Origin of the sequence: Zunongwangia profunda SM-A87, from assembly GCF_000023465.1 — a bacterium.
Classification (GTDB): domain Bacteria; phylum Bacteroidota; class Bacteroidia; order Flavobacteriales; family Flavobacteriaceae; genus Zunongwangia; species Zunongwangia profunda.
This window is the reverse complement of sequence record NC_014041.1, coordinates 1610290-1624960: the sequence shown is the minus strand read 5'-3', so window position 1 is coordinate 1624960 and position 14671 is coordinate 1610290. Positions and strand designations below refer to the sequence as shown.

11 protein-coding genes are annotated in these 14671 nt (G+C 33.6%); 7 read left to right on the top strand and 4 right to left on the bottom strand.

All coding sequences use genetic code 11. From position 1 onward, the window contains the following. Window positions 1-114 precede the first annotated feature (114 nt). From ZPR_RS23230 to ZPR_RS07205, 4 genes are all read left to right on the top strand, one after another. A complete protein-coding gene (locus ZPR_RS23230) occupies window positions 115-360 on the top strand; it encodes a GIY-YIG nuclease family protein (protein WP_187288265.1) in 246 nt (81 codons plus the stop codon). 148 nt (window positions 361-508) lie between these two features. Then, complete coding sequence (locus ZPR_RS07220; protein WP_013070994.1) at window positions 509-1441, top strand: DUF4238 domain-containing protein; 933 nt, start codon at window positions 509-511, stop codon at window positions 1439-1441. Between the two features lie 74 nt (window positions 1442-1515). Continuing rightward, window positions 1516-2739: a leucine-rich repeat domain-containing protein gene (locus ZPR_RS22465; protein WP_013070993.1), complete on the top strand. Its 1224-nt coding sequence runs from the start codon at window positions 1516-1518 to the stop codon at window positions 2737-2739. A gap of 93 nt (window positions 2740-2832) precedes the next feature. After that, window positions 2833-3369: a hypothetical protein gene (locus ZPR_RS07205; protein ID WP_013070992.1), complete on the top strand. Its 537-nt coding sequence runs from the start codon at window positions 2833-2835 to the stop codon at window positions 3367-3369. A 103-nt stretch (window positions 3370-3472) separates the two neighbouring features. Here ZPR_RS07205 and ZPR_RS07200 read toward each other — a convergent pair whose 3' ends face one another. Further along, window positions 3473-4675, bottom strand: a complete 1203-nt coding sequence (locus ZPR_RS07200; RefSeq protein ID WP_013070991.1) for a site-specific integrase — start codon at window positions 4673-4675, stop codon at window positions 3473-3475. A 633-nt stretch (window positions 4676-5308) separates the two neighbouring features. Here ZPR_RS07200 and ZPR_RS23360 point away from each other — a divergent pair. Both ZPR_RS23360 and ZPR_RS22915 read left to right on the top strand, forming a co-directional pair. Next, complete coding sequence (locus ZPR_RS23360) at window positions 5309-5509, top strand: hypothetical protein (protein WP_187288264.1); 201 nt, start codon at window positions 5309-5311, stop codon at window positions 5507-5509. Between the two features lie 373 nt (window positions 5510-5882). Then, entirely contained in the window at window positions 5883-7109 is a 1227-nt protein-coding gene (locus tag ZPR_RS22915) for an EthD family reductase (RefSeq protein WP_148211677.1), read from the top strand. Window positions 7110-7125: 16 nt separating this feature from the next. On the opposite strand, the gene ZPR_RS07185 is transcribed toward ZPR_RS22915, so the two are convergent. After that, entirely contained in the window at window positions 7126-7995 is an 870-nt protein-coding gene (locus ZPR_RS07185; RefSeq protein WP_013070988.1) for an AraC family transcriptional regulator, read from the bottom strand. 97 nt (window positions 7996-8092) lie between these two features. On the opposite strand from ZPR_RS07185, the gene ZPR_RS07175 reads away from it, so the two are divergent. Then, window positions 8093-9297 (top strand): IS3 family transposase gene (locus ZPR_RS07175; RefSeq protein ID WP_086026153.1). Its coding sequence is split into 2 segments (ribosomal slippage): window positions 8093-8372 and window positions 8372-9297, totalling 1206 coding nucleotides; the frame shifts between segments, so codons are not numbered across the junction. A 4-nt stretch (window positions 9298-9301) separates the two neighbouring features. Here ZPR_RS07175 and ZPR_RS07170 read toward each other — a convergent pair. Both ZPR_RS07170 and ZPR_RS07165 read right to left on the bottom strand, forming a co-directional pair. Then, window positions 9302-10657, bottom strand: coding sequence for a carboxypeptidase-like regulatory domain-containing protein (locus ZPR_RS07170; RefSeq protein ID WP_013070987.1), 1356 nt, complete (start codon window positions 10655-10657; stop codon window positions 9302-9304). A 270-nt stretch (window positions 10658-10927) separates the two neighbouring features. Continuing rightward, window positions 10928-14647 carry a metallophosphoesterase gene (locus tag ZPR_RS07165; protein ID WP_041578755.1) on the bottom strand — a complete coding sequence of 1240 codons (3720 nt, stop codon included), beginning with the start codon at window positions 14645-14647 and terminating at the stop codon, window positions 10928-10930. Between the last annotated feature and the right edge of the window lie 24 nt (window positions 14648-14671).

Below are 14671 nucleotides of genomic sequence, written 5' to 3'. Positions count from 1 at the left end.
ATCGCTTCGTTTTAAGCGACAAGGTATTATTTACTTGATCTTTTAAAGTGGCACAAAACAAACCGAAACAACTGGCACAAATCGAACCGATACAGGTTTAACTTAATACCAAAAGTGGCACAATTTAAACCGAAATGCCTGGCACTAACCGACCGAAATCAGTGGCACAATTTGATCCGAGTTATCCAACCTGAAATTCATCTAATTTCAGCGTGGAATGCATCTATGGAAATTGAAAAAGATTTACATAAAGAATTCGATTTGTTTAGAGTAAGAGGCGAATGGTTTGACTTAAATATCAGAGATTTAGAAAGATTGAATAATTATATGCTAAAATTTGAAAGAATAAAAGTACTATAGCTAACACCGTATAAAATTAATTGCTAGCTCTAGCCTACTTACGAAAGTCTCGCAGACTTTATATCTGTGATTTATTTGCTAAATTTAGTGCTTAAAACACGCAACTAATCTTATACAATCACTTTATAGGCAATTAAAGAAAAAAATCTTGAATCAAATTAAAAAAAGACATCACTACGTTTGGAGAAATTATTTAAGAGCTTGGTCCAATTCAAATGATTTAATTCCTTCTTTAATTAAGATTAATAATAAAATTGCTATTACTAACTTGACTAATGTTGCCCAAAAAAAATTATTCTATTCATTAGAAGAATTTACATTTGAGGAAGAATATTACTTAAAAAAAATAATTTTAAGTCTTAGCAATAAAGAGACTGAAACAATTTTCTTAGAATATTTTAATCTATTTACATCTTACTCTAGATTCAAAAGAATTTTAGATAAAAATAATATTTCCGAAAATAAAAAATCTGAAATAGAACAATTTTTAAAATTTATGAAATCTAATTTTATGGAAGATTTTCACTCTGATTTTGAAAAATTCGGACAGAAATTAATTGATATTAAAAAAGTTGAAGATCTAGAATTCTTAAAAGATAGTTCTGCACTAATGAAGACATATCTTTTTTTATGTTTCCAATATGTAAGAACGAATAAAATGAAAAATGCGTTTATAAAAAATTTTGAGGGGCGCTCAACTGTCAAAGCTAAATTTTTTAATATTATATCGTTTGTAATTGCTACAGGTATGGCTAATGGGCTTATGAATTATAAAGAGTCTAAGTTTGTATTTATAAGAAATAATTCTAAAATTGATTTTATAACCTCAGATCAACCTATAATAAATCTTAAAGAGCATGAAACAAACAATAAAGGTAATGTAAAATCGATGGAACTTTTTTATCCAATTAGTCCAAAAATTGCTTTAAAAGTTCATTATAATGATGGGAAGAATTTTGAACATATAAAAATATATGAAAACGAAGTAAAAAAATTTAATCAAATAATATTTGATAAATCGGAAGATTTCGTTTTCGCATCAAGTTCAGAACAACTTGAAATATATAAAAACTGCCTATAATCGAGTGGATGGCTCCACCATCAAATGACGGAGTGCACCCCTCACACCACCTTTAGAAAAAATTTAAATTATAAATGAAAAACTCCAATTTATTATATTTACTCATGGTACTATTATTTACCACTTGTAGCAAAGATGAAAATTGCACGAATGGTATTTATGATGGTGATTTAAAAATAATTAACCAGGAGGATGTCGATAAACTCAACAATTCTTGTTACGAAGAAATAACAGGAGATCTGATTATAATAGGCAAAGATATTTACAACCTAGAGGCTCTTAAAAATTTAAAAATTGTAAAAGGCTCTATTAGAATATCTAAAACTAGGATAAATAATCTAGAAGGTTTTAGTAATCTTATCTCAGCCGAGTCTTTATATCTAACTGCGAATAACGAATTAGAAAATATAAAAGGACTGAGGAAACTAAAAAATTTACATCATCTTCATTTCTGGGAAAATAATTCATTAAAAAATTTAACTGGCCTTGACAATCTCGTGACTTTAAGCGGTTCATTTATTTTGGAAGAAAATAAATCATTATCCAATTTAAATGGTTTACAAAATTTGCAAATTATAGGAGATAAATTATATTTTAGAGCAAACACCTTAGAATCATTAAAAGGATTAGAAAGTTTAAAATCCATTAAGGGAATACTAGATCTTAAAGACCTTCCTAATTTAAAAACCATTGAGCAACTACAGAACCTTAATTCAGCGGAGAGTTTATTTATTTCAGAAACTTCACTAAAGAATTTGAATGGATTAAATAATCTTCAAACTACATTTCACATTTTTATTGTAGCAAATCCAAAGTTAGTTAGTATAAAAGCTTTAAATAATATATCTTCTAATATCAGATATGATATTATAATTTCCAATAACTATGAATTGATTAATTTAAATGGATTAGAAAAAATCAAATCAATTGGACGTGATTTAATTATTAAAAATAATTATGAATTAGAAAATCTAGAAGGTTTAAGGAACATTTCGGGTGAAGTTGAACATCTCGAGATTGAATCCAATAGTAATAAATTAAAAACCTTAAGTGGCTTAAATAATATCGAATCGGTTCGTTTTGGCCTTGAGATAATTGGTAATAATGATTTAAAAAATTTAAATGGGCTACAGGGTATTAATTCAGCAGGATATTTAGAAGTTAGAAGCAATGAGAAATTAACTGACTTTTGTGCTATTCAAGAATTATTTAAAAATTCTACATTAGATGTAAAAATCCAAAATAATTCATATAATCCCTTAGTTAAGGACATAGTAAGTTTAAATTGCAAAATTTAAGTTTATATTTAGAGCGTTCTAAAATTTTTTGGTTTTGATTTCCTGCCTCCTTTTTAACTCTCCTTATCTTTATACCTTAAATCTTATTATTCCATGGAAATAATTGGAACAGGTAAAAATGACTTAAAATTTATACGATATAAAGCTTTCAACAGTAAACTCTTCTTGCCAATAAGCACTTATGTGTCTTATAAACTGGAACATGATTGGGATGACTATAATGAACTTTTTCACGCTGTTAATTATATTCAAAATATTAAAAACATAGAAGGCGTTTGGTTCGATATACATACTGTTCAAAATAATGATAGAATCATAGGTGTTTTAACCATAGTAGGAGGAGAAATTGAAAAGCTAGGAATTCCACATGATTCACAAACTACATCTACATTACTGCTTAAATATTTTCATATCATTGATAAAGGCATGGGGTATGGAAGTTATTGGCTAAAATCAGTTATTTTCCCATATTATCAATCTAAAAACTATTCTAAAATCCTCATTAGTAGTAGTCATCCCAAATCCTTCAATTTTTACGAAAAAATAGGTGAAGAGATGGAATCCTACACCAAAATGAGCGATAACCAATTGCACGAAAGAAAATGCAAAACATTTTCAATTTCACTTTAATAAACTCAGCTCCTAAATTTCTCTGAATCGGCATCAAGTAGTTTTTTTGTGATCTGTGTCACCCTTAAATGTGAGTTAATCGTGAGTTTTACATTTGCTTCTTTCACATAATCTTTCGCATATCATCACTAAGTTTTTGATCCAATACTCTAGAATAGATTTGAGTAGTAGAAAGCTTTGTATGTCCCAAAAGTTTAGACACCGTTTCAATAGGAATACCTTTGGATAAAGTGACGGTCGTAGCAAAGGTATGACGAGCGACGTGAAACGTAAGCTTCTTGGATATTTTGGCAAGCTTTGCCAAATCCTTTAAATACTGGTTGGTTTTCTGATTGGAATATACCGGAAGCAACAAACCACTTATATTAGCTTCCTTTTCATACTTTTTTAGAATAGCTTTTACCTTTGGAAGCATAGCCACTTTAAAAAGTTTACCTGTTTTTTCCCTTTCCTTTACAATCCATTTGTTGCCGTCAATTCCTGTAACAATATGTTTTGCTTCTAATGACTTTGCATCACCATAGGATAAGCCGGAATAGCAGGAAAACAAGAAAACATCTCTAGTTCTTGATAAGGTTATTCTATCAAGGTTTAAATTTTCTAAAATATCAATTTCATCCTGTAATAAATAGTCACGTTCCTTTTTCTTGTAATGCAAGGAGTATTTGCTAAATGGGTCTTTATCGATCCATTCCATTTTTAAGGCAAGATTGGTAAGCTTTTTTAAACGCTCCAAATGCTTCATCACCCCGTTATTTGTTGGCTTGGATCGATGTGTCTTTGGTTTATAGTTACGAAGGAAATGTTCAAAATCAGTGATAAAGCGATAATTAATTTGCTTTAAATAGATATCATTGGTATTTATCTTTTTCTCTAGAAACTCCAAAACATACTTTTCAGTAGTATAGTAGTTTTTCATTGTTCCGGGCTTCAAAACAGAAGTCATCTTCGTGTTATGATAGGTCAGGAGTTCGGCTAAGGTTTTATAGGAATCATCTAAGCCCAAATAACGGGCTTTTACACTTTTGGCAGTTAAGAGCTTGTTTTCTTCTTGAAGTTGTCTAAAAGCCTCGTAAATTTTGTTGTAAATACGATCTAAGGATTTGTTGGCTTGCAAACTTTCTTCGCTATAGCCTTTTAATCGGCTTCGCTTTTCATTCCAGAGGTTTAACGTAATCCTGCGTTTAAGGCTGAGTTCAATACGTTCTCCGTTTACAGTAATTCGAGCATAAAGGGGAGCTGTACCATTCTTGGCTTTCGATGATTTTGGAATAAAACGAATTCCAAAGCTTACGGCATTTTTCATAGTGTTTCGTTTTCAAATTAGACAAAAGGCGTGAAAACGAAAGTCAAATCAATATGAACAACAAGATAACCAAAAAAAGGTCACCGAATAGGTCACCGAATCGGACTCATTTTTAAGGATTGCAAATGATATGAAAAACCATCTAAAAATAGAAAAACCTTGAAAATCAATGGATTAACAAGGTTTTTTATACCATTTTAATATGGTCTTGGTCGGGGTGGCAGAACGCTTATAACATTCTGAAACCCGCAGTATTTATACGGTTTCTCATGGTTTCCAGTTTCGGAACTCACGATTAACTCACATTATAATCAGAACATATTGAAGTCGTTTGGTGCTTCGTCTACAAAATTAATAAAAAAGTGTTACGGAGATAATTTAAGAGTAGAATTTTAAATAGTTTATTTTTAATGAAGCTTACACTTCGGATACATTATCGCATAATTATAAGTTGATTACCTCTCTAAAAGGTGTAGGATTAGTTATAGGCGCTCAATTGCTTTACCACACTAGCAATTTAAACGATTTAATAGCTGTCGACAATTCTCGAGTTATTGTGGCACGGCACCCTTTGGTCATATTCCGGGCAGTATCATTCACAAAAAACGGAAATGCCCCATAGGAGATTAGCAAATGAGGAGCCTACTTAGGATGGCAACCTGTACCGCCATTCAATATGACAGTGAATTGCGACAGTATTATAAGAAAAAGCGGAAGGAAGGTAAACTCAAAATGATTGCGCTAAATAATGTTCGCAATAAACTGTTATCCAGAGTTTTTGCAGTGGTAAAGAGAGGAACTTCATATGTAGAATTACAAAAATTTGCAGCCTGAAAAATAATAGAAAAAACTTGGATTTAACCCTGGAATACGGTTATCGCCAGTTGGCGGATTGAGGGACGCGGATTCGTCTGCTTAGTATTGTTTTGTTGGCAAAGTTAATTATTTTCTTACTAACCCTAACGATTATTGGCAATTAACAATTTTCGTGCAAAGTTTGATATGTTCGAAATTTACTTAAAAAAAATTACTAATCAATCATAAGTGCAACTTTTTGTAAAATTTATACCATTTTTTGGATAGAAAGCAGGCCTACATTTGTATTTCAAAGGAAATAAATATGAAGTACAGAACTATGGGCGTAATTGTGGGATCACTTTTACTGTATTTCCAACCCACAATCGCTCAAAACAATAAAAACACAGATATGAAAAAGGAAAAAGAAATTATTCGAGGTATCGATCATGTTGGAATAACGGTTCCAGATATTGAGGCTGCAACAAAATTTTTTGAAGAGGCCTTCCATGCTGAAACATTATATGATGTCCAACCAAAAAATCAAGAACCAATGAACGGTTCGGAAGTTGAAAAACAATTAGGTTTACCAAAGGGAAGCAAGATTGTACATATGAGACTTCTTCAAATTGGCGAATCTATAACCATGGAATTATTTAAGATCGAAAATGCTGACCAGGACAATGCTGCTTCACTGAACGATTTTGGATTACAGCACTTAGCAATATATGTTGATGACATGAGTAAGGCTACTAAGCTGTTTACAGCCGCTGGAGGAGAATTGCTATCTGAACCTCATAGTTTGGCAAATATGGAGAATCAGCCTGGTAATTCTGGGGTTTATGGAAAAGCACCCTGGGGAACCTTAATCGAATTGATAACATATCCGGGAGGTTTAAAAGATAAATCAATCACTAGATGGACTCCGAAAGTTCAGGAAAATATCAAGTATTCTGACGCCACCCAGATAGTAAAAATGACGATGTTTTTAAAAAGAAACCCGGAAATTAGTCATGATGAATTTGTCAAACATCATATAGAAATACACGGACCACTTTTTCAGCAAATACCTGAAGCTCAAAGTCACGTGATACGCTATATTCAAACACATCCATTAAAAGAGCAAACAGATGTTCTCGAAACAAATTCATATGATGGAACAGCTGAACTATGGTTTGATAGTCTTGATGGTTTAGAAACGGTTCTTACATCAAATTTCTATAAAGACAGAGTATTTCCGGATGAAAAAACATTCCTAGATCATGATAATACTTTGATAATAATAGGGTATCAAGATGTAATTTTAGGTGGAGATTTTGAGAAAATTGAAGCTAAACCGTTAGATACAAAGGTAGAAAGCAAGCTTACGGCAATAACGACCTTAAAATATAGTACTGAAAATTCTGAAGAAAAGATTTTGGAAGTATTAATGGAGCTTAAGACGCAAGTAGTTACGGAAAAAGGTTGTATTTCTTTCTCACTTTCCCAAGCAGATAATAAATTTATTATTTATGAAGTTTTTAAATCTAGAAAAGATTTAGAAATTCACAAGTCTCAACCTTATGCAAAAAGTTTTGAAGAAAAACTTAACAATATGAATATCAGCAGTGAGGTTCAAATTCTTGAAACTATCAACTAAGTTTAATGCTATACTTTTAATCTCCCTCTTCCTTATTACGAGGGAGATTATTTTTTTTGAATTTAGATGGTGTCATTCCGGTATGATTTTTAAAATATCGAGTGAAATAACTAGCATCGGAAAAATTGAACTCTTCCGAGATTCCTTTAATACTTTTACGACCAGCAATAATTCGATTCTTTATTAACTCTAGTTTGTAATCATTTACATATTGGGTTAAATTCATATTGAAATTTCTTTTAAACCATATACTAAAATAGCTTGCAGAGATATTAAAAAAATCACTTAAAACATTAATTTTGATTTTATCAGGGAAGTAAATATTTTGATGAATAAATGAAATAAGGGAATCTTTATCTAACTCCTGATTTTTAGAAGAAATGATCTTATTACTCATAGCCTCTTGAATTATGCTAAATACAACAAATATATGAGCGTGAATAATTGATGATCGCTCAATAGTTGATGAGAACTTTGAATTATAAAGTGCTATATTATCCATTACATTTTTCATAAAAATCTTTTGAGTATCATTTAATGTTATCTTCATTTCCTTTAAGATTTTCTTTCTCATAACTTCTATTGGAGAAATATTAATTGGACTCGAATCTGTATTTAGGATGCCTTCTTCGAAATAGCTTTCCGTGAATTTGATGAAGATAAAATGAGTATGTTCAACGATATCAAAGTAATGCTCATCATTAGGAGATAAAACAAATACATCACCTCGAGAATAGTTATTTTTAATACTGTTTACGATATGTTCCCCACGTCCGCTGAAAATATAAATTAGTTCATAATAGGTATGACTATGTAAGGGAAGATGAAAGCTTCCTTCTGCATAATCGTGAATAACAAGAGATTGGAATTGTTTAAGTTTGTTCAAACTATATTTTCATTTTAAAAATTCTATACTATAATCAAGCAAGTATTAAACATTGGAATTACTACATTAGACCGGACACTAAGTTGAGAGAATATTTTTGCTAGTTATTACCTTAGCAATTATGAGAAGAAAATCTAAACATTACACCTTAGAATTTAAACAAAAAGCAGTCGAGTTAAGTTATGCTAAAGGCAATGTAAAACAAGTATGTGAAGACTTGGATATATTTCCATCTGTACTTTACCGTTGGCGTAGAGAGTTAAAAGATTACGGTAACAACAGTTTCCCTGGCCGTGGTAATCCTAAAATGACCGATGAAGAAAAAGAGATAGCCCGATTAAAAAAGGCATTAAAAGAAGCCGAGTTAGAACGAGACATCTTAAAAAAGGCCATCAGCATCTTCTCCGCGAGCGACAAGAAAAATACAGGTTTATAAAACAACACCTTATGAGATTTCCTGTCGAGACGATGTGTAAAATATTGAAAGTAAGCAAAAGTGGCTATTACCATTGGTTACAATCGGGACCAAGTAAATTATGGTTAGAAAATCAAAAGGTAACTGGGCTTATTAAATCTATATTTAAAGATAGCTTTCAAAGCTATGGTTCACCTAGAATAAAAACAGAACTAGAGACATTAGGCTATAAAATATCAAAGCCTAGAGTTGCACGTATTATGAGTGCTAATTATTTGTTTGCAAAACGAAAACGTAAGTTTAAAGCAACCACATATAGTCAACATAATTACCCCATAGCTCCTAATTTATTAAACCAAAACTTTGAAGTAAGCCGACAGGATCAAGTTTGGGTAAGCGATATAACCTATATCAAAACCAAACAGGGCTGGTTATACCTTACTGTCATTATTGATTTGTTTAACCGCAAAGTTGTTGGATGGGCTCTAAGCGATAATCTAAGTACAGAAGACACTATTATTAAGGCTTGGCATATGGCTATAAAGAAAACTACTTTAACCCAGTCTTTAATTTTTCATTCCGACCGAGGTATACAATATGCCAGCCATAAGTTTACCTCATTAATTAAAAGTTACAATGGCTTAGTAAACCAATCTATGAGCAGAAAAGGTAATTGCTGGGATAATGCCATTGCTGAATCGTTCTTTAAATCATTAAAGGTAGAATGGGTTTATAGGCACAATTATAAGTTGAGATCTGAAGCGGAGTTATCCATCTTTGGATGGATAGAAACTTGGTATAATAATAGAAGAAGACATTCCTTTTTAGGAAATAGAACTATAAGAGAATTTGAATTAGACATGTATAACCTTAAACTAGCAGCGTAGTCATTCAACTATTTGTCCAGTTTTTTGTTGCAAGTCCAGTACTAAAATTAGTGCTCTCGGTAATTCCGTAATTTGAAGCAGTAGAGGTATTTCTTAAATCACCGTTTTCTTTTCTACTTTCAGAAGTACTACTTCCTCTGGAAAAGTTTTTATCATAACTAAATTTAGGGCGGGCATCTATCATCCAACTCGAATCTATTGCCAGCTTTATATGCGTGTTGATTTCATGCTTATCCTGGTTTCCTGTAGAATTATAACTACTCTCGGTAAAATAATTACCTTCTGGTCTTATATTTTCGGATGAGCTTATATTATCAAAATAATTATTGGTAGCGGTATAAAAATAATCCGAACTTACTTCCAGGTTTTTACCCAGATCATCTGCATAATTGGCACCTGTCACTTTAGAATTTACAATGCCGTCTCCTCCTCCTATTCTCCTCCCTCCTATACTTATCCCGCCATTATACGTAGTGTATGCATAGGTATTAAATACCTCTCGTAATTCTCCAAAAGTAAAGCCGGATGTATTAATATTATTACCTCCACTTAATACACTTAATCTTAAATCATCATTAAAATAGTTGGCTAATCCGGCATATTCGTAACGCTCGTCTGTCCCTCCACCCGCGGCTAATCTGCCAAAAACGCCTTTATTTTTATCTTTATCAAGCTTTATATTAATAGTTTTACTTTTGCCATCGGCTTTTTCACCTCTAAAAACCTGGCTATCAGATCGGGTATCGACCACCTGAATTTTCTCGACCATATCTTTCAATAAATTTTTAGTGGCGATACTCCCATCTCCAGAAAAAAACTCCTTTCCACCTACCAATATCTTATTTACCTCAACCCCATTGACCTTAATCCCCCCATTCTCATCAACCTCTACTCCTGGTAGTTCCCTTAAAAGATCTTCAATGGTGGCTCCTTCTTTGGTTCTAAACGATCCTGCATTATATTCTAAAGTATCCTGTTTAATTCGTATGGGCGGTACCCTTCCTTCGATGAGCACATCGCTTAAAGATTCTACCTTTTGCAACATTTCTATAGGCTTCAAGGTTATGGGATCTTCATCTTTTGGCAATAGGATTACTTTTTTAATCGGCGCATAGCCCACAAAAGAAATTAATAGATTTATTTTTTGCTTTGAAGATTTTCCGGAAACACTAAAATCGCCTTTAGCGTCTGTTATCGTATAGCTGATTAAAGTACTATCTTTTAGAGTTTCTGTGAAGACGGTGGCCCCTTCTAGTGTTTCCCGGGTAATACTATCTAATAATTTTCCTGATATTTCAAATTTTTGGGCCTGTACTCCAAATGAAATAAATGCAAATAATAAACATGCATTTTTAAACATATTTGATGGTTTTTGATTGATGATTAATAAATTACACTATTAATCATCACAATTTTAATATTATTTTATCAAAAACCTATATAAAATATAAAATACCTAACGTTGAACCATAAAAAAGCCTGCAAATATGCAGGCTTGTAAGTAAACTGCCTCAAAGAAGGCCCATGAGGCAGTTATTAGAAAATCATTTTTTATTTCGAGATACTCCGATACCGATGCTTATCGTGACAGAGTATTTTATCTTGACATAGCCTTAACGATGTTAGATTTTTAAAATCGGAATCCAAACCCAAAACTAAAACGCCAACCTTCGTCTCCATTAAAAACATGCAAGGTTCCGTTTACAGCTTCAGCACTATTAATCCAAATACCACCACCATAGCTATCATGCCAAATCTTACTATTATCGTCTTTTTCCCATACCCTACCAATATCGTATCCTCCAAAGACTCCTATTTGAAAGGGTAAAAAGGAAGTTTTAAACTGGTTAAAACTATACCGAATATCGCCTCCGGTAGCAAATGCACTTTTACCGGCAAAACGCTGTAATCTATACCCCCTTAAGCCAGAAGCTCCACCTAAAACAGCTGCCTGATAAAATTCATAATCTGTACCTATATTTATTTGCGTTTGCACATGACTATTTAACACCAGTTTTCTACTTGGGATTAGCGAGTTGTAGAACTCTAAATACGATTTAAAATAGCCATAGTTACGATCGGTATCTGCTGTATTTAGTTTACCTCCTAAATTTAAGTCGAATTGCATCCCACGGGTGGGATTAAGGACATCGTCATAACTTTCATAACGGTAAAGGGCATCGAGACCGGCAAAATATTTACGATCAAAAAAGCCCTCGGGATCCTCTGGGGTAAATTCATCTATAAAACGCCCCTGGATATTATCGATTTCAACCGTTTCGAAACTTGCCTTATAACTAAAATAGCTACCAAAAGGGGTTTCGTTTACCAAACCAACATCTCCACCAACACGGCTTATTTTTACACGGTTGTAATCTAATGTAAGTTCATCATCAGGATTTCTCGTTTCATTTCCGTAGCCAAAAAAGTTTCTGGCAAAATTAGGACTGGTAAAGTGCGCCCCAACCTGTAAATTATAATCGCCTATGATGGTGGCAAACCTTGCCTTATAATTTAAATCGAAACCATCTGTGGCAAAATAGAACCCGGCCTTTAGTTCGTGCTGTGATGTATATGGATTTCTTTTAAAATCATTGATCGTATACAATGCCTTAAAACCAAGCTTTAATCCGTCATCCGGATTATAACCTATACCTGGGGTAATAGAAGTCGATTTAAATACCTTTTTATCCTTATCATAAATATTTAAATCGTATTGGTCTGTAAATCTAAACCGGGCATCAGCTCCTTCTTCAATGGTATTTGGCTTAGATTTGTGATCATAAATTTTTAGTTTCTTCTTATTTCTTATCCTGTAAATATCATTATTCTGCCCCCCTATGATCCTTACATAAATAAGCTGATCGCCTTCGCCATCTACCGTAATAATATCATCATCGTCTAAAGCATAAATCCAAATATCTTTGGTAAACTGTTTATCATATACAAAGTCACTTACGATATCGGCTCTTTTGCCTTTTTTATTTCTATAAATCGTTACTTTGGTTTTCCCTTCAGGCATGCGGGTCACATCTATAAAATCGTCCTTATCTGTACCGGTTACAATCGCTAATTTTGCATAATAATCATAATATCTTTCTGCAATCTCCACAATATTATCTCTTCTTCCCTTCAGGTTTTCAATAATCCCATCCGTAATTTCTCCATTAGTTTCCGGTGGGAGTTTACTAAAGGCTTCTTCTATAACCTGATCGGTAATATTTTCCTGAATAAACCTGGCTTGTGTTAACCATGTTTCTTTTCCGGTATTTTGGAGGATGGAGCGATCTAAACCAATAGCCGCAATGTTAAACCATTCAACGTTTTTTAATTTCTTATCATACACCGCAAACTGATTGGCTAAACCTATCAGGGAGCGTAAGGTTCCAAAAAAGGCACCATCAAAATTCGAGAATACCTGATCGCGATCCCTTGGTATGGGTGTAAAAGTTCGGTTTCCTTCCTCATCTTCATTTTCTGCCCAGCGCCATTGATCCTGATGCCTGTCCCAATCACCTACCAACATATCGAAAATACGTGCTTTTACGTAAGCAGGCTCATCAATTTTATACTTCTCGTCCCTTCGTATACGCTCAAACATCCCTGCAGTACTAACAATATCATGATTTGGGGATCCAAAGCTTTCCTTGTCTAACCAGTGCTCCTCAGGACGCTCTACAATCATATATACATCATCCCCATGATTTTCGTTCATCGCTCCCAGATTATCCTGTTTTGGCAGGTAAAAGATCTCTGGATTTGTATGTGCCAGACCAATAGCTTCCGATAACGTTGGTATTGCTAAAAAAGCGAACGGATGGGCTGAAGTATAAAAGTCACTAATAATATTCTCAGCAGCCGTATTCTTGAACTGTTCTTCTATAGGTGTGCTTTTATAGGCCACAGATTGCAGAAACTGCACGGCATCTTTTTTAATTCTTCTTATATTATATTCCCGATCTAAAGAATCTTTTACCCTTATCGATACGGTTTGGTGCCCGCCTCCTTCCAACAAAGGTTGTAAACCGCCGTATAGGGTATCCAGATCGGCTACCTTATATGATACTTCAGTCCCGTATAATTTTCTATATCTTTTTCCCCACAGTGTTTTATATAATCCGCTTACCTCTACATCCTCATCAGGGTAAATGCTGGCTGTCTTTTTCTGCGGAAAAGAGTCGGGATAGTCGCCCAGTTTATAAGGCTTAGGAGCCGCAAAAACTTCTTTTTGATACATCAGTTCCGGCTGATTATCTCTATTTCGATAATAGCTTACCCAAGAAGAGCCATCTTTAAAGACATCATATACCGCAAAGCCCTGTAGTGAGAAAGCAAATAAACCATCTGTTCCCAAAGCCACATAATTTTCTTTGGAACCTGAACCCGAGATTATCTGTTTTATCCCGTCATGATCGATATACTGTAGGGTATGTTCGTGGCCGGAAACAAAGATCACTCTTTCTCTTCCTTTAACCATCGTCCTTAACCTGTCAGAAAGTGACTTATAACGTTCGTTTTGAAGATCCTGAATAGAAATACCACCGGTGGTTCTTATCAACATCGCCAAAGATCCTAATACCGGAACCGGAATTTTCTTTTGCGAAGGATATAAATGTCTGTTAAAATTATATTGCCCCCCATGGATCCCATTGGAAAAAATAGGATGGTGTAAGGCGATAATCGTTGTTTTTTGCTGTGATTTTTTTAGCTCACTTTCAATTTCAGTAAAAAGTGCTTCCCTGGTTTTTATCTGATCGCAATCATCATTAATCGTAGGACTTTTATCCCAGTCTTCCAGATACCACTGGGAATCGATAATGATCATTTGTATATCGTCAGAAATTTCTTTAATCTCCAATCCACATCCCGTACTGGGTGACCAATCTAAAGAATCGCCATATTGTTCGATCAGGTATTCTTCCTGACGTTCCAAACCATCAATACGCTCACTGTACCAATCGTGATTACCAGGGATATAAATCACTTTTCCGTTATATTTTTCAACGGCATCCAGTTGCGCATCCAACCGGTATTCGGATTGTTCTCGTAATGGATCATCTTTTGGCGGCATGCCCACCGGATAAATATTATCCCCTAAAAATATCGCATATTGTCCCCTGGTGTCTCGCTGTTTTATAAACTCCTTAAAAGCAATAAGGGCTTTAGAGGTTCCACCTTCAGGAGAATACCCGCCATCCCCTAGTAAATAGAATGTCTTTTCAATTTCCTTATTTTCAGGATATCCAAAATTAGAAGTGGGTTCTCCCTTACGATATTTTGGAGCCGAGCTTGTACAGGAAGCCACAAGAGTTAAAATTAATAAAAAACAGAAGTAGTTATTTCTTTTCATAAATGTTGTTAGACAAATTTTTGT